We start from the raw sequence: 18,835 nt of genomic DNA, 5'->3' as shown, positions 1-18,835 counted from the left end.
ACGTGCTGAGCGGTATACCGGTGCTGGTGAGCGATGAATTGGTGACCGGCGAGTTGGCCGTCGACGGGCTCGCGCGCAGTTTTGCCGTGCGCCCGCCGCGCGCGCGGAACGCGCCGCTGGTGCTGGTGCTGCACGGGAATCACTCGGGCAGCACGAGAACGTACACCCGGCCGATCATGTACGACTGGACCAGTTTCGCCGCCCATGCCGACGAATGGGGCATTGCCGTCGCCTATCCCTACGGTCACGGTGGGTGCTGGGCCGATGGGCGCGGTGTCACAATCGCCGACGAGGCAGGCGTCGACGATGTGTCATTTCTGCACGCGGTGATCGATTGGTGCGCTGATCGGTTCGGCACCGCACCGGATCGGACACTCGTCGTCGGAATGTCCAACGGCGCGTTCATGTCTCACCGCTTCGCACTGACAGCCGCCGACCGAGTACCGGTATTCGCCGCGGTCGCAGGCGGGTTCCCCGCGGCATTGCTCGATATCCGCCCCACCCACGCGGTCTCGGCAATGCTCGTCAACGGCGATGCCGACCCGATCCAACCGATCACCGGCGGCCACTCCCGCCACCCCGGCCCGCACGGCGAACCGCGCGGCCGCACACTGGGATTGCTCGAAACCGCTCGTCACTGGCAGGCACTCGATCGCTGCTGGCACGACGGTGGCACGATCACGACCGAGCACTCGGGCCGACACACCATGACCGGCGGCGTCGGCGGGACGCAGGTCACGGCGTGGACGGTATTCGGCGGCGGCCACACCTGGCCGGGCACGCCCGTCCCCGCCGAATGGGCCGACTCCCCCGCCGCCGCCGTAACCACCGAATTCGACGCCGCAGAACAGATCTACCACTTCGCCCACCCCCTCCTGACCCCGGCAGCAACCCGCAAGCTCCCAACAACGTGACCACCCGACGAGAATGCGCTGGTGGCGGGGCATTCTCGACATTTGCCGCCACCGATACATGGTGATCGGTTGTCCAGCCATGGGAAATGGTCAGGATCGGTACCGAGTCCGTCGGATCAGGCACGAACGTGTAGTCCGAATCCCGTGCGGCCCTTGGCTTCCAGACCTTCGCGCAGGCGCAGGGCGGGCATTTCGTAGTCGCCGCCGTTCTGGGTGCGGAAGGCGATCGGGTCGGTCTGTTCGATCGACAGTAGACGCTGCTCCCACGCCTTGGCGGTGTCGGTGAAGTCATCGGGCGAAAGGCGATCCGTGCCGTAGGTCACGAACGGTGGCAGCACGTCCATGCCGGGGTAGTAGAAGATGCCGTGCTGGATCGGGAAGAGGAGATCGTCGATGGGGCCGTTGATGCCGCGGTCGGTGTAATGCGATTCGCGACCGCCGACCGTCACCGACAGCATGGCCCGCTTGCCCGCGAGGGTGCCCTCCCCGTAACGGTCGCCGTAGCGGGTATCGCTGTGTTCGCCTACGCCATAGGCGAAGTGGTAAGTGAAGACTCGGTCGACCCAGCCCTTGAGGATTGCGGGCATCGAGTACCACCACAGCGGGAATTGAAAGATCACGATATCGGCCCAGCGCAGTTTTTCCTGCTCGGCCGCAATATCGGCGGTGAGTGTGCCGGTGTCGTACGCGCGGCCGGAGTCCGCGGGGACCCGCAGTGGACCACGCACTCCGCCGAAATCGTCGGCGTCGACCGTCGGCTTCCATCGCATCGCGTACAGGTCGCTGACCTGCACCTCATGCCCGGCCTCGCGCAGGGTGGTCACCGCGATGTCCTTGAGCGCGCCGTTGAGTGACCGCGGTTCGGGGTGGGCGTGCACGATGAGTGTCCGCATTTGCTGCTCCTTCGGATCGGATGTGTTCGATATTCGGCGTCGCCGCGGCCGCTGTTCAGGGACGCTTCTTCCATCGGACGGGACTTCCTGGTATCGACAGGACCACCCTCGCCCCGCGCAGCCGTGGCAATACTGGAGGGATGGACGAGCTCAGCGACTTCCTGCGCACGCGGCGGTCCCGGGTGGATCCCGGATCCGTCGGCATTGCGACCGATTCGCGCCGTCGAGTGGCCGGATTGCGCCGCGAGGAGGTCGCGCATCTGTCCGGGGTGAGCGTCGACTACTACGTGCGTCTGGAACAGGGGCGAGCTCGGCAGCCATCCGCGCAGGTTCTCGATGCGCTGGCCAGGGTGCTCGGCCTCGCCGAAGTGGAACGCGAGCATCTGCACCGGCTGGCCCGCCGCCCGCGGCGCCCGGCTAAGTCGGCTCCGAATGTACGCATCCGCCCCGAGCTCCGGCGAGTACTGGATCTCATCCCGGATGCGCCCGCATTCATCGTCGACCACCGCCTCGACGTGATGGCGGGCAACCGGCTCGCGGAACTGCTGTACGGGCACAGCCCGATGAAGGGCCTGAATATCGCCCGCCACATCTTCTTGGACGGCGGCTCGCACGCGCTCTACGCCGATTGGGAAGTCTGTACCCGCGACGTCGTCGGCCATCTGCGCCTCGCGGCGGGCAAATATCCCGACGATCCGAAACTGTCGGCACTGATCGGCGAGCTCGCCGTGAACAGCGATCGCTTCCGCAAGCTATGGGCGCGCGCCGACGTCCGGTCCCGAACCCACGGCCGCAAGGCCTTCAGCCATCCCCTGGTCGGCATCCTGGACCTACATCAGGAAAACTTCGCGCTGCCGGAGGAAACCGGCACCGAACTTGTCATCCTCTCCGCCGCACCCGGCAGCGAATCCCACGACAACCTGCGCCTACTCGCAAGCCTCGGTGCCACGGACACCGACGCGCCCGACCGGCATATGACACGACCCTAGCGAGCGCCACATTCATGCAATACCGTGAATTGGGGTCACTGGAGAACGGGGCCGCTGATGACCAGCCAACGCGACGCCCTCGACGGCGATATCGTCACCGATTTCAGCTCTCGCATGAGCTACGGCGCGTACCTCGACCTCGACACCCTGCTGAGCGCACAGCATCCGGTCAGCCGACCGGAGCAGCACGATGAGCTGCTGTTCATCATTCAGCACCAGACCACCGAACTGTGGCTGAAGCTGGTACTGCACGAACTGCGAGCCGCGCGTGCGGCTTTCGATGCCGACGACCTGGGTGTCGCCCTCAAATGCATTGCGCGGGTGAAACATATCCAGAAGACGCTGACCGAACAGTGGTCCGTGCTCGCGACGCTGACACCCACCGAATACGCGCAGTTCCGTGATTTTCTGGGGAGCTCTTCCGGGTTCCAGTCTTACCAGTACCGTGCCATCGAGTTCATTCTCGGTAATAAGAACGCGGCCGTACTTCGGGTGTTCGAATCCGACGCCTCGGCGCATGAAGTGCTGGATACGCTCATGCGGGAACCGACCCTCTACGACGCATTCTGGCAGCACCTCGCCCGCACCGGGCTCGCTGTGCCGCGCTCGATGCTGGAACGGGATGTCACCCGAGCTCACACGCTCGACTCCGAATTGCTCACCCTGGTGCAGTCGATTTACGAAGCGCCGGAGGAACATTGGTCCGTGTACGAGACATTCGAGGAACTGGTCGACCTGGAGGAGAACTTCCAGTTGTGGCGGTTCCGGCACCTTCGCACGGTGCTGCGCGTCATCGGAAGACGGAGCGGGACAGGCGGATCCAGCGGGGCCGGATTCCTGCAACGCGCGCTCGAGCACACCTATTTTCCAGAACTGTTCGCCGTCCGCACCTGGACCGGACATTGACCGAAGTCGGCGGTTGTCCTGGTCGAATCGCCACTGCTCGGCGTTCCAGCACCGAGCACGCGCCGAGTCCGAACGCGCCGCGCGACACCAGTCGGCGACAAGTGTCCGCGATCGGCTGCGGCACAGTCTCTGCGGGCCGACCGGCCGACTGGCCGGGCACTTTCACCGCCACCGAAACCATCGAGTTCGATCCACTGCAGGCATCCGGCCAGGTCGAGATAGGCAAGTATCCAGATGTGGAGTTCCAAGGTCGCGGAGATCATGTCCGCCGCCGCACGTCGTATCGATCGACGTTTGGGGCAAGCTACCGACCGTATGGCCCAGGAGATTCATCGAGACGCCACCGCACGAACCGGCACCGATCAGACCCCCGCGTGAGGACACCGGCTGGGACAACGTAATCCACGACCCCGCCGGTTGAGGCTCGATCATCCGCGAGTGCCCCGCCCGGTATCCGGTTCTGCTGACCACTCTGGTCCGGAGCTGACACGAACACCAGCGAAGGGCGAAACGGGACTAGGACTAGGCTTCCACCGAAGGTGACAACGCCGAACCGAGAGGGCTGATATATGGCGTCCGCAACAGCATCCGCACAGATCGGGGTTACCGGCCTGGCGGTCATGGGTAGCAATATCGCCCGGAACTTCGCCAAGCACGGCTACACGGTGGCACTGCACAACCGCAGCATCGCCAAGACCGACGCGCTGCTTGCCGAGCACGGCGGCGACGGCGACTTCGTGCGCACCGAAACGATCGAGGAGTTCGTCGCGGCGCTGGAGAAGCCGCGCCGGGTGCTGATCATGGTCAAAGCAGGCGATCCGACCGACGCCGTCATCGAGGAACTCGCCGCTGCCATGGAGCCCGGCGACATCATCATCGACGGCGGCAACGCGCTCTACACCGACACCATTCGCCGCGAGGCCGCCATGAAGGCGCGCGGGTTGAACTTCGTCGGCGCGGGCATCTCCGGTGGTGAGGAGGGCGCGCTCAACGGTCCGGCGATCATGCCGGGTGGCCCCAAGGAGTCCTACGAATCCCTTGGTCCGCTGCTGGAATCGATTGCGGCGCAGGTGGACGGCACGCCTTGCTGCACGCATATCGGACCCGACGGCTCCGGACACTTCGTCAAGATGGTGCACAACGGCATCGAATACGCCGATATGCAGCTGATCGGCGAGGCCTACCACCTGTTCCGCGACGCGCTCGGCTTCGACGCCAAGCAGATCGCCGATGTGTTCACGCAGTGGAACTCCGGCGAACTCGAGAGCTACCTCGTCGAGATCACCGCCGAGGTACTCAACCAGGTCGATGCGAAGACCGGTCAGCCGCTGGTGGATGTCATCGTCGACGCGGCCGAGCAGAAGGGCACCGGTCGCTGGACCGTGAAGTCCGCACTCGATCTGGGTATCCCGGTCACCGGCATCGCCGAGGCGGTCTTCGCGCGGGCGCTGTCGGGCTCGCGCGCGCAACGCAAGGCCGCGGTCGGTCTCGCCGCGGGCAAGCTCGGCGAAAAGCCCACCGACGTCGCGCAATTCACCGAGGACATCCGCCAGGCGCTCTACGCGTCGAAGATCGTCGCGTACGCCCAGGGCTTCGATCAGATCGCCGCGGGCAGTACCGAATACAACTGGGACCTGCGCCCCGGCGACATGGCCACCATCTGGCGCGGCGGCTGCATCATCCGAGCCCGCTTCCTGAACCGGATCAAAGAGGCATACGACCAGAACCCGGAACTGCCGAGCCTGATCCTGGCCCCGTACTTCCGCGAGGCGATCGAAACGGCTATCGACAGCTGGCGCCGCGTGGTCGCAACCGCCACCCTGCTCGGCATCCCGGTGCCCGCGTTCGCATCCTCGCTCTCCTACTACGACGCCCTGCGCGCCGAACGGCTGCCCGCCGCCCTCACTCAGGGTCAACGCGACTTCTTCGGCGCGCACACCTACGAGCGCATCGATGCGCCGGGCAAGTACCACACGCTGTGGAGCGGCGACCGCAGCGAGGTTTCGGCCGACTGATTCGAGTGCCGTCCCAGCTCTGGGAAGACCCCAAAATTAGGGGCTGGGTGTACCGCGCTCGCATGAGGAGGACTGTTTGGCGGACGAACCACACGAACCAGCCGCCGAGCAGCGGCTCGCCGATGCGCTGAAAGCGCTCGGGCCAACGGGTTGGCAGCAAGCGGACGCGGTCTTCGCGGTCACGGTGGCGGGGGAAGTCGGGCAACTCGCGTACTCCGTGGGCGATCAGGTGGTTCCGCTATCGCCTCCGGAGTCGATCCTCGCTCTCGTCCGAGAAATGCGTACGCTCGCGGCCCGCTCCAATGGCGGGCCGTGGTGGCGCATGCTGGTCGTACTGGCCGACTCCGGCGCGATCGACATCGATTACGACTACGGCGAGCAGCCGTTTCCTCCTGGACAGCTGTTCCCGCCAGAGGCATACCGCGCCGACCTCGAGGCGTATCCGCGCGCCGAAGTACCGGTGTGGATGGGCGCCTACATCGGCCACGGCGACCGCCAACGTCGCACACCGCAGCAGGCCGCTGCCCAGGCGCGCGCAGATCGATCCGGACAGGTGTGGGCGACACTGGCGGAATACGAATTTCCCCCATTTCCGCAGATGTGGGCGCGCTGGGCGACGATCGCCGCGGCATTCGTCGCCGCCCGGTCGGAGCACGGTCCGCGGATGGAGCCGTGGACGGGAGTGTTCGAGGGCGCGGCATTGCACGGGTCGACGCTGCACGCGCTCCCAGCCGGGCGGGCCGTGCTCTCCGGCGGGGTGTGGAATGCCCCGACCCTGGACGCGGTCTACAACGGCGGCGAGCCGATGCCGAATCTCTATGCAGGCGCACCGGATTGGGTAGCCGATCCGGTACTCGACCCGCGCGCCGCATCGGGTCTGCTGTCGTTCTGCTACTGGTGGGAGTCCGGGCGCTGGTATCGCGGGGCGTCGCCGTCCGCGGAGGAGTGCGCCGTTGCGGTCCCGGGGGTGTGGACCAGGGAAACGGTGCTGGGGATCGTCGCTGAACTGCTCGGCGCGGAGCCGAATCCTGGTGCACGCGAAGCGATTCCCGCGCTGCTCGCCGCGGCCGAGGGCGGCAAGGTCACGCGCCGGGAACTAGTCGCGGTGTTCGGTGAGGACGGCCGGTTCGATATCGACGGTGCGCTCTATCATTACTCGCTGGCCGGATTGGCGCCGCCGACGCCCGAGCCGATGCACGCCGCGGAGGCGATCTCCCGGGTGCGCGATTACATCACCGGGCGCGTACTGGACACCACGGGATATCCGCTCGAGCAATTGGCCGCCGAACGATTCGGCGTCGGCTGGATGGTGCATGTGCCGGTGCCCGCCGGGATGGTCGCGACCGATCGGGCGATCTTCTATGTCGGCGACGACGGTGTGCTGGAGCAGTCGTCGTCGTCCATTGATCCGCCGGTCTATATCGCCGACTTCGAACGCCGATACGCCGAACGCCACGGCTGAGACCCGGAGGGAAGTCATGGACCGGTGGGAACGAGAAGGGCTGCGCTCGGCCAACTTCGGGATACGCAATCAGGTCGAGAACATTCTCGACGCACTCGCCGAGCAACGCGCCGACCAGGCCGAGGCCCAGCGAAAGTTGGACACCGCACGGAGTTGTGCGACCTCGGCAGATGGTCTGGTGGAAGTGACAGTCGACAGATCCGGCGTCCTCATCGATGTGCGGTTCACCGCGGACGCCGCGCATAGTACCGCCGAACAACTGGGCCGCTCGGTCACCGAGGCCGGGCGCGAGGCGGCCCGTCGCGTGCGGGAGCAGACCATACAAATGCTGGCCCCGGTCGCCGCGGCCGTCCACGCTATGCCCGACCTGCCTGATCTGGTGTTCGGCGCACCGAGCCTGCGCGCGCCGAGCGAAGTCGAGAATCGCAACGAACAGCCGGACTATTCCCAGAATTGGGAAGACGAGCCTCGTTCACAGTAAGATTCTTTGCCAGGCAATCGCCTCCTCGGTTTCGCTGGTGAGGGTTGAAGGGTGACCGGGCATGGGCCAGTCGTTGCATATCGATCCGGATCGTCTGCATGCCCTCGTCACCGAACTCGCCGCAGTCGCCGAATCCGCACATCAAGATCTGGCCGACCTGAAGAATGCCCTGGCCCATGAGGGCAAGCCATGGGGTGACGACGAGCCGGGGCGGATGGTCGGCGATACCTACGAGCCGCAGGCGAAGAAGGGTCTCGAGGGGTATCAGAACCTGGTCGAGAATCTGCGCGGATTGAGCAAGGGCGTCAGCGAGGTCAGCGAGGCACTCCACGACCAGGACCAGAACAGCGGCCAACAGATCCGCAGCACCGGCTCGGAACAGCCGGTGTCCGTTGCGCCGGATTCGCCGTGGCCCGGTACCAATACACCCAGAACCAGTTCGCCCACAACCGATTCCGGATCGAACTCGGCCAACGGGAACGCGACGCCGACACAGTCGAGCGGTACGACTCCCACCGCATCCGCCCAGCCGAACGCTACCCCGAGCGCCTACCCGCAATCGGAGCCCACCGGCTACAACCCGAGCAGCACACCCATATCCGCCGGTCCGCAACCCGTATACCCGGATTCGGACACGCCGCCGATCGGATCGGACACCGCGCCGCGGCCTGCCACCGAAAGCTCGGCCGCGGCCAACGAAGACACCGCGTCACCGCCGGTCGCGGATGATTCGATCCCAGCCACACCAGGCGCGGCCTCGCCCGCCACGGCGGCGCCACCGCGGACCGGTGATCCCGCGGTCACCGGAAAGCCCGCGGGCACACCGTGGTCGCGAACACCGGGGACGGCTTTTCCTTCGATACAGTCGGGCACCCCCTGGTCGGGTGCTCGTACCGGTGCTCGCCCACCGGGACAGGTCTTCGCGCCGCCGCCGACCGGCGTGGGCCCGGCGCAGCCCACCGACCCGAAGCGAGACGGCAAGTCCCGCAAGGAGAAGCGCGAATCGACCGCGGCGGAGCACATCCGAGTACCGAGCGATGCGGCGGCACTGGCGGCGGCCCAGGAACTCGCCGATCGGCACGAACTGCGGATGGTCGGCTTCGAGACCTCGGGTATCGGAGCGGAGATGGTCGCCCAACTGGCGGCGGCCATCGATGACATTCTCGGCAAATTCCCGTTCGTCGAACTCGGCGGGATCGAGATCACCGAACTCGGCGACCGGATATCCCGGGTAACCCGGGATCGAAGCGATGACGGGCCGGAATCGGCGAGCACCGGGTCGTGGATCCAGCTCGACCGCACACTCGTTGCAAATCCGGCCAGGTTCAGCGAAAAAGTCTACGCCGCAATACAATCCGGGAACTCTGTAGCCGGCTCCGAGGAGCGACCGATGTACTCGACGATCGTCGGCGACCTCGGCCGGATCATGGCGGAGCGGGCGGGGCAGCCCATCCGGCGGCTGGCGCAGCGGTCCCTGATCACCGAATATCAGCGGATCAACGGCCCATGGGACGGCGGCGACTCCCTGGCCCGCATCGTCGGCGGCTACCGGCGGTGGCGAGACCAGTTGGGCGGCAACAGCGTCGTTGACGGCCGGTTCCAGCCGCACGCGGCGTTGGTTGCGGCATTCGCCGAGGTGGAGTTGCGTGGCGACGACGCGTGCGGTCCGGCACGGGTGCTGTATCGATTGCTGGTGGAGGGCGCGAGAGGGCGGTCGACACCCCGGTGAGTGTCACGATCCCACCCGACTGGCCGGATTGGCTGACGCGCTGGGTGATCGGCCACTTCCCGGTCGGTAAACCCAAGGACATCCGCGCCGCAGCCGACGCCTGGGCACGCTCGGCCGAACGTCTCAAAGTCACACTGGCGCACCTCGAACGACTCGCACGCGACGTGCCAGCGGCGATCCAGGGCGAGGCCGGCGAGGCGATCCAGAAACAGCTGAAAACCGAGATCGCCAACACACGCAATCAAATCGAATTCGCCGACGGCATGGCCACCCTGCTCTACGACTCGGCCAACGCGATCGAACTCGAGCAGTACATCGTCATCGGCATCGCAGCGGTGCTACTGGCCAACCTCCTCATCGATACCGCCGTACCGATGAAAGCCGCCAGCGACCGCATCGCCGCCGACGTCGCCGCCACCGCCGCCCGCCGCGACACCCTCGCCTTCATGTTCCAACGCATCGCCGCCTTCATGCAGCGATTCCCCGGCATGGGGCTCGCCGTGCGCGCGACCATCATGGGCACGGCCTCCATGGGCGGCGTCGTCGCCGGTGCGCAATACGTCCAAATCCTGCAGGGCCACGGCAAACCCGGACGCCGCACCAGCATGGATTGGGGCCAGGTGGGGGTGGCGGCGACCGCAGGTGGTGCCGGTGGCCTGGTCGGCTCCCTGGTTACCCGCGCGATGCTGCCCGGGCTCACTCGCCTCGCGGCCAATGCCGCGACACCGGCGGGACGAACGACCGGACGCGTGGTGGCCGTCGTGCTCGCTAGCGCCGGCGGCGGAGCCGCAGGTGGGGCCAGTGCCGCGGTGCTTGTATCCAAGCTCACCGACACCGAACTCACCGGCCGGCAGGTTGTCCAGATGGTCCTGATGGGCGCCAGCAGTGGCGCCATCGCGGGCCTCGGCACAGCGGTGCGCGTGACCCGAGCCTCGAGCGCCGCCCGGCTCCCTGAGGGGACCGCCCCCGAGAACGTCGGGTCCAGAGGCAGTCGCGATGACAGCTGGCGCGACGGCCTGCCGGTCCGATCAGCGCCCGATAAGGCCGGCTCGCACGGCAGCGTCGACACACCCCGGTCACCCGGGGAATCCATTCCCGAGATCGGCGGGCCCCGCGACGGCCTCCCGGAACGACTGGCTCCCAACGGAGCCGGCGACGGTCACACACCTCGGATACGCGAGGAGGCCATCCCCGGATCCCGGGACACCACCGGCGACGGTCACGCCCCGCGGCCACATCAGGAGACCGTCGCCGAGATCAACGAGCTCGGCAAGTCGTACGACGAGGCCTTCCGGCTACTCGATGACGGCAATACCCCACCGCCTTCGGATCCCAACCAACCGCCGTCGGGCACGCCGCAGGCCCCACCCGCGTCGCCGACCTCCCCGGGCGGCACACCCGAACCCAGCCACGGCTGGAGTTCCTGGGACGAAGCCCTGCGCGGACTCACCGAGGGCAGCTTCGGAGCAGCGCCGGCCGATCCCATGGCCGCGCCGGGAGGCTCGTCGTCGACCAACCTCCCCGGCACCGCCCAATTCCACAGCAACCGGCCCGACAGTCCGCAGATGAGCCTGGCCGGAACTGTCGTCGCCGCGGAGGGCCAGCCCAGCGCCACACCGGGATCGGTGCTGACGATGAGCGCCAACCCCCATGCGGAGAGCAACACTCACGTCGGTACCGCCAAGGATCTCGGCGGTACCGGAGGCGGCAACGGGCCAGGCGTTACCGCGGGATCACCTGTCGCACACGGGGATTCGCCGACCGGAGGTGGACCGGGCTCAGGTTCGGCCAAGTCCGGGCGCGGGCCGGGCGAACTGCCGCCCGACCCTGACGAGGCCGTCCTCCTCGACCTCGACTTCTTCGATTACGAACCGGTTCCCAACGAGCCGGTCACACCGGGCGGCGACTCCCCCGCGCCGACGCCGCACACTGCGGGCGCCACAACGGTCGAATCAGGGCCGGGCAGTGGGTCCGGCTCGACGCCGTCGGCCATCCCGACGGAGGCAAAGAACCCCACCGCGCATGCGGGCGCGACACCTGGTCTCGGCGGCGCACCGGCTGCCACACCTGAGGCCAACAGGCCCGCCACCAACCAACCGGCCGGGCAACCCAACGCACCTCAGCCCCAACCCACGCCGCAAGCCGCACATAGCAACGCACCCCAGCCCCAACCGATACCGCAAGCCACACAAGGCAACCCAGCCCAGCCCCAGACCACGCCAAACGCCGCACAAGGCAACGCACCCCAGCCCCCACCGACACCGCAAGCCACACAAGGCAACGCACCCCAGCCCGAGGCCACACCGCAAGCCGCACAGGGCAACGCACCGCACCAAGCCAACCCGCAAGGTGCACAAGCCAACTCGCCACAGCCGCCGCACGCCGCCACACCAACACCCGGCGCACCCGCAGACAACCTTGCAGCCCAGGCGATCCCACCGACAGCCCTGGCCGGCGCGGCGGCACTGGCCGGGCACGGGCCGTCGAATCCGGATTCCACCGCAGAAAACTCGGCATCCCTGCCCGCGATATCGGGCGGGCAGCCCGCCGGCAACGACCAGGCTTCCAGCGATCCCAAGGAATTCCCCGACCAGGACGAGATCGGCACCGTTGTCAAACCTCCGATGCCCAGCTACGTCCCCGCACAACCGCAGGTGGAGGAATACCCGAACAAAGCGCCCGACGAATACACCAAACCACCGGGCACCACCTACACCATCCCCGGCCAACCGGACGCACCAGACGGTCCACCCCCCAACGCGATTCCGATCATCCCGCACCCGACCACACCGGCGATTCCCGATACCGGATCTGCCATACCGCTCACCGACCGACCACAGGTCCCGATCCCGGACACGGCTGTCCCCGGCGCGCCCGCCGAAGAAAATCGGGACGGGCAGCGGCCGCTCGTCCACGACTCCGAACCACCTCTGCCTCGCCACTCCAACAACCCCGCACCACATCTGCCCGCCCAGCCAGCCGACCGCCCCACCGAACTCAACCCACCCAGCCACTACGCCACCACACCCAACGCTGAAACGCCTGGCGCCCCAACCGATCCCACCGGTACGCCACAACTCGACCGGCACGGCACCAACTACATCCCACCCCTCACCACCGAACCCACCCGCGGCGGCGTCCCCCCGACCACGCCCGCCGGGCCATTGCCACCATCAGTCGTCCCTGCGCGCCCGGTCCCGATGATGGCCCAAGCCTCGGTCGACAAGCCCAAGAAGCGCAAAGCGAAGGCAGCGCCCCCGGAACCACCCAAGCCGACTCCACCTGCACCTGCACCGATACCGATACCCGAGCGCCGCAAACACACCCAGCCGACCACATCACCGGTCCGCACGAACGCGATCAAACAGTCGACACGCACAACTGGGCGCGACCTGGCCATCACCCTCGCCGACCCCGCCGGTGCAATGACCGTGCCCGCGCTCGCCCACTCCGAGCCGCGCGGCCGCAACCTCGCCGAGCAAGTGATGGGTGGCGGCCTCGCCACGGCGATCCGCCCTACCCCAGCCGCAGGAACACTGGTCCGCCCCCTCGAGGCGACCATCACAGAGCTCGAGCGATCACTCGACGACAGCTGGAGCAACGGACTCCTACTCCCACCGGAACCCGAATCGGCCGAACGACGCGCCGTCGACGACGGACACAGACCTCGGCCACACAAGCAGACCATCGACGAGATCGACGAGATCAGCCGTGCCCTCTTCCACGAACTAGGCCTCGCGGACGACGACGGCGTTACCCCACCGCCCTCGGGCACCACCCAACCACCGGTCTCGCCCGCACCCACACACGGCTGGAGCGCCTGGGATACGGCCCTGCAACACCTCACCGAAGGCGCCGTCGCAGCCGCACCGCTGGACCCGATGGCCGAAGCGGGCACCACGCCCGCAACCGGCGCCCCCGGCACCGCCCAATTCCACAGCAGCCGACCCGGCACCCGGACAAACCTCGCCGGAACCATCGCCACCGACGGCCGGCCCAGCGCCACACCGGGATCGCCGCTGCCGATCAGTGCCGACCCCGAGACCGGGAACACCCAGTTCGGCGCCGCCGAGAACTTCGGCGGCATCGGTAACTGGACCGAAGACACGGCAGAACCGCCTGTCTCGCACAGAGATTCGCCGCCTTCGAGCGGACACCGACCACGTTCGGCCTCCCCCGGTCACGAGCCCGGCCTTCTCGATCTCCACTACTTCGACAACGAGACGCCTGTCGAGGACCACGCCACACCGGGTACCGCGACGGAAGCGAAGAACCCAGCCGCACCTGGGGGCACACCGCCCGGTCCCCCCTCCGGACCGGCAACGCCCACACCGGCCGCCAACTCACCCCAACCCTCCCCCGGCGCGGCAACGAACAACCCTGGCGCGCAGGCGCTCCCGCCGGGAGCACTCTCCATACCGGGAGGACACGGACCATCGAATACAGCCGCCGGACTCTCGACACCGGTACCCGCGATGTCCGGCGGGCAGCCCACCGACAACGACGAATTCCCCAGCGACCCAGAGGAATTCCCGACGCCACCGGGCACCAGTGTGCCCGACCCACGCGAGCACAACGTCCAGAAAGACCCCCGCGAACACAGTGTGTGGCAAGACCCCCGGGACCACAACATCCAGAAGCCCCCGGCAGGGGACTACATCATCATCCCCGGTGTCTCCTACCCCTTGGACAACGAGGTACCCGACAACGCCACACCCGTGATCCCGCGCCCACCCGCCCTCGCACCGATCAAACTGCCCGCCGATTCCGCCCGCTTCAGCCCCACTCCGGAAAACCCCGACGACACAGCGAACACAGCCGAGCCCACCCGGACACGCCCCCCTGAGGTCACTCCTCTGCCACGTGATTCGGCCACGCATCCCACAACTCATCAGGATGCGGTCCCCGAAAAATCCGATACACCGATCCTGCCGAGCAAGTACGCCCTCGACCCGAACCCGGAAACCGCTGGCGCACCCCACAAACCCACGCCCCCGCAACTGAACCCGCACAGCCTCGACCACAATCCGCAAGACAGCGGAGTGCCCAACATCGGCGGTGTGCCACACCTGCAACCCGCCGCACAGCCCAAGAAGCAGGTGAAACGCAGAAGCCTGCTCCACGCGACGATGGGCACGGACCCCGACGAGAAGCCCAAGAAACGCAAGCGACGTCCTGAGGAACAACCGCCACCCCCGCCCCCGCCACCACAACCCACGGACGAACCGCCGGCGGTACCCACACCTACACCCCCGACACCCGCCGCCGCGCCCAAACCCCGAAAGCGCACCCAACCATCCACACCACCGATCCGCGAACACTTCATCGTCCGCCGTGACGGCGAAGATGCCGGCCCGATAGGTGCGGAAGGCGCGCGCGTCCAGCCTGGTCCAGCCCGTACGTGGGTGCACACACTGCCGCAGAAGTTCCCCTGGCTCACCGCGGATCTGGTCGACACGTCGGAACTGCTGGTCTCGGAGACAGTGGCGAATTCACTGCGGTGGACCACGGACGAGGTCTCGGTCACCTTCACCGTGACCGACACCGACGACGTCCGCAAAATTCGGTTCACGGTCACCGACAAGAGCGCGGTCGTCCCGGAACAGACCGACATGCCCGACTGGGACGCCGAACGCGGCCGCGGCGGCCCACTCGTAGACGCGCTGTCGGACGACCACGGAACTGCGGTGCAGGACAACGACACCGGCAAATCGACCTGGTTCGAACTGCATCAGCCACACGGTGGTGCATCGGGCCAAGGCAATCCGCCTGCTGCTCCGGACCACCCCGGTGCCCCACCGGCCATTCCGCCGTCCGTTCCGACGCCAACCGATGTCGGCAGGATTGATTCCGCTACGCCGAGCGAACCAGCACAAACCCCAGCAGCCGAACAGACCCCTGACGACACCAACACCACAAACACGCACGAACAAAACACCACAAACACCCCCGCGGACGATCAGCAGCCTCCCGACCAGGAGCTGATACGACGCTATGTGGAGGCCGTGCTCGCCTTCCACCGCGCCCGATTCCGCGCCGCCCTGCAGCCGCAAGACCGCCCCCGCGTCGGCTTCTGGCACCCCGATCTCGTCGAAGAACAAACCACCAACGACTCAACCTCAACCACCCCCAACCCCATCGGCTTCAGCCACCCCAACCTCACCGAACAACCCACCACCGACAACCAACAACCCACCGACAACCAACAAACCACCACCGACAACGACACAACCCCACCCCCGAACCCCATCGGCTTCAGCCACCCCAACCTCACCGAACAACCCACCACCGACAACCAACAACCCACCGACGACCGGCAAACCACCGACGACAACACAACACCACCCCCGAACCACACCGGCTTCTGGCACCCCAACCTGGCCGAACAACCCACCACCGACAACCAACAACCCACCGACGACCGGCAAACCACCGACGACAACACAACACCACCCCCGAACCACACCGGCTTCTGGCACCCCAACCTCACCGAACAACCCACCACCGACAACCAACAACCCACCACCGACAACGACACAACACCAACACCACCCCCAAACCACACCGGCTTCTGGCACCCCAACCTGAAAGCCGCCGAGGTCACCCTGGCGACCATCGACCAAACATTCGCGAACAAGATCCGCGAGGCTCTAGCGGACCTGCCGAACTCCGAGACGGCCGAACGTCTGGTCGAACTCGTCCTACTCCAAGACGCATCGCTGGCCGCCGCCGCCGAAGAGTTGAACATCGACGACGCCACCGCACGCGACATGATCGGTCAGGTCATCAGCGCGCTCGAACCGGTATTCGAGCCACCGGCCGTCGACAGCGACGAGCCCGAAACGGGCAGCACCCAAGGGGACGCACCAGCCTCCGAGCACCTGAAAAAGGACAATGCGGCCCAGACGGAAGCCGACACCACATCATCGCCGGTGGCCCCGGAACCTGTACCCGATCCAAACGACACCGAGCCCCAGCCGCAAGCCGACTGGATCAAGGCCATGCAAGAGGGTCCCGACCCGTTAGGTGTTACCGGCACCGTGACCCGGGACAATGCAGCCCACGGGAATATTTCCGCTACACCACCGGCTGCCCGATCCGCACCGGGCGATCCAGCGCAAGCGAGTGCAGTCGGACAGAACCCGGATAAGGCCGATGCCGGTCCGGCAATCCCCGAGGATCAACCCGCGACCGACCCCCCGGACGATCTGCGGACCACCGACCCGGACGCACTGCGACGCGATGCGGAGGCGGACCTCGCCGACTACGACGCCCGATCCGGCCCCGATATCCCCGAAGCCGAACGGCTGACCAATATTCCGGACGCCGCACTCGCCGCCATGCTGGGCAGCGACGACCCCGCCGAAAACCTTGCCGCAGTGATCGAAATAATCCGACGCGGCACCGGCAAAACCCTGTATTGGAACCAAATCGCCGCGCTGAAGGCCATGCGCGAAGGCCCGGTCAATATGGATGCCGGAGAAGGCAAATCACTGGTGTTCCTGGCTCTCGCCGCAATCGAAGCCGTCAAAAAGGGTGCTGTACAAATCGTCACCACACGCGACAATCTCGCACATCGTGAGTGGGCTCAGTACGTGCAGGTGCTATCGAGATTCGGAATCGATGTAGTCCGGGTGAATCCGGATCTGTCACTGCCGGACCCGGTGGCGGGACGGCCGACGATCTATGTCGCTACTCACGAAGATGTGGCTTTCAGCTGGTTGCGCAAACATCGGGTACCGGGTCGCGCTGCCGGACTGGACGAAATCGACGAACTCCTGGTCTGGGCGAAGACGAGTTACATTCTGTCCGAGGGCACTGCGCAGCCTGCCGAACAGCACATCCGTGAAGAGGTCATCGCGGCTCACGACTTGCTCGCCTCGAGCCTGCGCAACGGCACGTTGACCGTCGAAGATTTCGGTCGTAAACGCAAGCAGGTGGGCGGACCTGCGGTGCTGACCGAGGAAGGCCGGGCGAAACTCGAGAGAATGCTCGGTGTGCCATTGACCGATCCGCAAATGGAACGATTTGCGATGGCCGCCACGGCCCGGTGGGAATTCGTGCGAAACATACATTACAAAGTGCACGGTCACACGGTGACGATCGAGGACGGCAGCAGGGTGGTGCGCGGCGGTGGGGTGCGCATCGTGGATCAGGTCACCCACAAAGTGATGTTCGATGCCGAAACCTCAACCGAGAGTAGGTGGAACGGCGGCCTGGCCCAAGCGCTGGAGGCCAAACACGGTTTGGACATCCGTGACGATCCGGCCAATACGACCAGTATCACTGCCGGCGAGTTGTTCAGCCAGGAAAACTACGATCACCTCCTGACTGGCGCTTCCGGGACCGCCAACGGCGTGTCCGAACAGATGCAGCAGCGTAACGGGCTGGCGCCAACTGTCACGATCCCCCGTCGCCTGAAATCCGAACTCGAGCGCGGCGAGGATAAGATCGCGGCCAACGAAACCGAGAAACTACGAATGGTCGCCCAAGATGTCGCCGAGGTGCACGAGACCGGACGGGCGATAGCGGTATTGGCGCACGACGATCGCATCATCAGAAAACTGTCCCGCTTTGTCACGGCTCATGACGTGGAACATGTCGCGATCGATGCGAAATGGATCCTCGATCAGGGGGTGAACGCCGAAGCCGAAATGCAAAGAATTTTCGATGAGGCGGGTGAAGAGGGCAAGGTCCTGATCATCAATATGCAGGGCGCTCGCGGTGTCGATATCCCAATCAGTGACGCAGTCCGCGGCCTCGGTGGTCTGCATATCATGGTCACCGGCCGCTCTGCACTGTCCCACGATATCGACATCCAAGCCGAGAACCGCGCCGCCCGTAACGGCGACCCCGGCAGCGTCCAGTTCTACACCTCCCCCGAGGACAAGCTCTACACCCTGACCGACCATCCCCTGGTTCAGGCTGTCGTCGTCCGCTACACCAACGCCGAAACCAACCATAAGACCGAACCATCCGAGGAAACCCTCACCGAACTCACCCAGGCCGAGCTCCTCGTGCGCCGCCTCACCGAACCGCTCCAACAACTCGCCGCCCACCAACACCACAACGCCTACTTCGCCACCGACCACACCAGCAGCCCGACCACCCGCGGACCACCCACCACAGCCACCAGCAACAACACTCAGCAACCACAACACCCGCCTCCCATCGGTATTCGGCCGCCCGCCCGCCCCGCGGAACATGGCGCCGACCCACACGCTCCGCGGGCCGACCACGCCGACGCGAACCAACATCCCGTCACCGGTCCGGAAACACCAGCGGCACAGCCAGATACCGGCGCCGCCGGACAGGCACGCCCACAGGGCCTCGATTCGCCGGACCAGGACGAGCCCCAACCGGGCGGTACCACCTCCGACGAGACACCGGCACCGAAGCGGTCAGGGGGCGGCGGGCGCCCCCCGCACCCACCCGCCGGTCCAGGC

The 18,835-nt window shown here is 66.5% G+C and carries 9 protein-coding genes (1 of these 9 only partly in view); 8 read left to right on the top strand and 1 reads right to left on the bottom strand.

From position 1 onward, the window contains the following. Nucleotides 1-26 precede the first annotated feature (26 nt). Nucleotides 27-914, top strand: coding sequence for an alpha/beta hydrolase family esterase (locus ACQPYR_RS12745; RefSeq protein ID WP_433631506.1), 888 nt, complete (start codon nt 27-29; stop codon nt 912-914). Between the two features lie 116 nt (nt 915-1,030). Here the strand turns inward: ACQPYR_RS12745 and ACQPYR_RS12740 are convergent, their stop codons facing one another. Beyond that, a complete protein-coding gene (locus tag ACQPYR_RS12740) occupies nt 1,031-1,807 on the bottom strand; it encodes an NAD(P)H-dependent oxidoreductase (RefSeq protein WP_433631503.1) in 777 nt (258 codons plus the stop codon). Between the two features lie 140 nt (nt 1,808-1,947). On the opposite strand from ACQPYR_RS12740, the gene ACQPYR_RS12735 reads away from it, so the two are divergent. The 7 genes from ACQPYR_RS12735 to ACQPYR_RS12705 all read left to right on the top strand — a co-directional run. After that, on the top strand, nt 1,948-2,796 hold the full coding sequence (locus ACQPYR_RS12735; protein ID WP_433631501.1) for a helix-turn-helix transcriptional regulator: 849 nt from the start codon (nt 1,948-1,950) through the stop codon (nt 2,794-2,796). A gap of 57 nt (nt 2,797-2,853) precedes the next feature. Beyond that, the gene (locus ACQPYR_RS12730; protein ID WP_433631498.1) at nt 2,854-3,702 is read left to right on the top strand and encodes a tryptophan 2,3-dioxygenase; all 849 of its coding nucleotides are present in this window, start codon (nt 2,854-2,856) and stop codon (nt 3,700-3,702) included. A gap of 569 nt (nt 3,703-4,271) precedes the next feature. Further along, a complete protein-coding gene (gndA, locus tag ACQPYR_RS12725) occupies nt 4,272-5,717 on the top strand; it encodes an NADP-dependent phosphogluconate dehydrogenase (RefSeq protein WP_433631496.1) in 1,446 nt (481 codons plus the stop codon). Nucleotides 5,718-5,793: 76 nt separating this feature from the next. Beyond that, nucleotides 5,794-7,179: a hypothetical protein gene (locus ACQPYR_RS12720; protein WP_433631493.1), complete on the top strand. Its 1,386-nt coding sequence runs from the start codon at nt 5,794-5,796 to the stop codon at nt 7,177-7,179. A gap of 16 nt (nt 7,180-7,195) precedes the next feature. Continuing rightward, nucleotides 7,196-7,660, top strand: coding sequence for a YbaB/EbfC family nucleoid-associated protein (locus ACQPYR_RS12715; RefSeq protein ID WP_433631490.1), 465 nt, complete (start codon nt 7,196-7,198; stop codon nt 7,658-7,660). 61 nt (nt 7,661-7,721) lie between these two features. After that, nucleotides 7,722-9,389, top strand: a complete 1,668-nt coding sequence (locus ACQPYR_RS12710; protein ID WP_433631487.1) for a hypothetical protein — start codon at nt 7,722-7,724, stop codon at nt 9,387-9,389. After that, nucleotides 9,386-18,835, top strand: the 5' end (the start) of a protein-coding gene (locus tag ACQPYR_RS12705; RefSeq protein ID WP_433631484.1) for an MFS transporter. The gene runs 46,749 nt beyond the window's last position; the window shows 9,450 of its 56,199 coding nt (coding positions 1-9,450); it begins with the start codon at nt 9,386-9,388; its stop codon lies beyond the right edge, outside the window. Before ACQPYR_RS12710 ends, ACQPYR_RS12705 begins: the two co-directional genes overlap by 4 nt.

The sequence above is a fragment of the Nocardia sp. CA-120079 genome (assembly GCF_050955745.1).
Taxonomy (GTDB): domain Bacteria; phylum Actinomycetota; class Actinomycetes; order Mycobacteriales; family Mycobacteriaceae; genus Nocardia.
The sequence above is the reverse complement of the archived record's forward strand: the minus strand, read 5'-3'. Positions and strand labels throughout refer to the sequence as shown.

Bases quoted from the DNA above. Each gene is read 5' to 3' on its own strand.
- ACQPYR_RS12740 (WP_433631503.1), bottom strand. From the start codon at position 1,807: ATGCGGACACTCATCGTGCACGCCCACCCCGAACCGCGGTCACTCAAC.
- ACQPYR_RS12735 (WP_433631501.1), top strand. From the start codon at position 1,948: ATGGACGAGCTCAGCGACTTCCTGCGCACGCGGCGGTCCCGGGTGGAT.
- ACQPYR_RS12730 (WP_433631498.1), top strand. From the start codon at position 2,854: ATGACCAGCCAACGCGACGCCCTCGACGGCGATATCGTCACCGATTTC.
- gndA (WP_433631496.1), top strand. From the start codon at position 4,272: ATGGCGTCCGCAACAGCATCCGCACAGATCGGGGTTACCGGCCTGGCG.
- ACQPYR_RS12715 (WP_433631490.1), top strand. From the start codon at position 7,196: ATGGACCGGTGGGAACGAGAAGGGCTGCGCTCGGCCAACTTCGGGATA.
- ACQPYR_RS12710 (WP_433631487.1), top strand. From the start codon at position 7,722: ATGGGCCAGTCGTTGCATATCGATCCGGATCGTCTGCATGCCCTCGTC.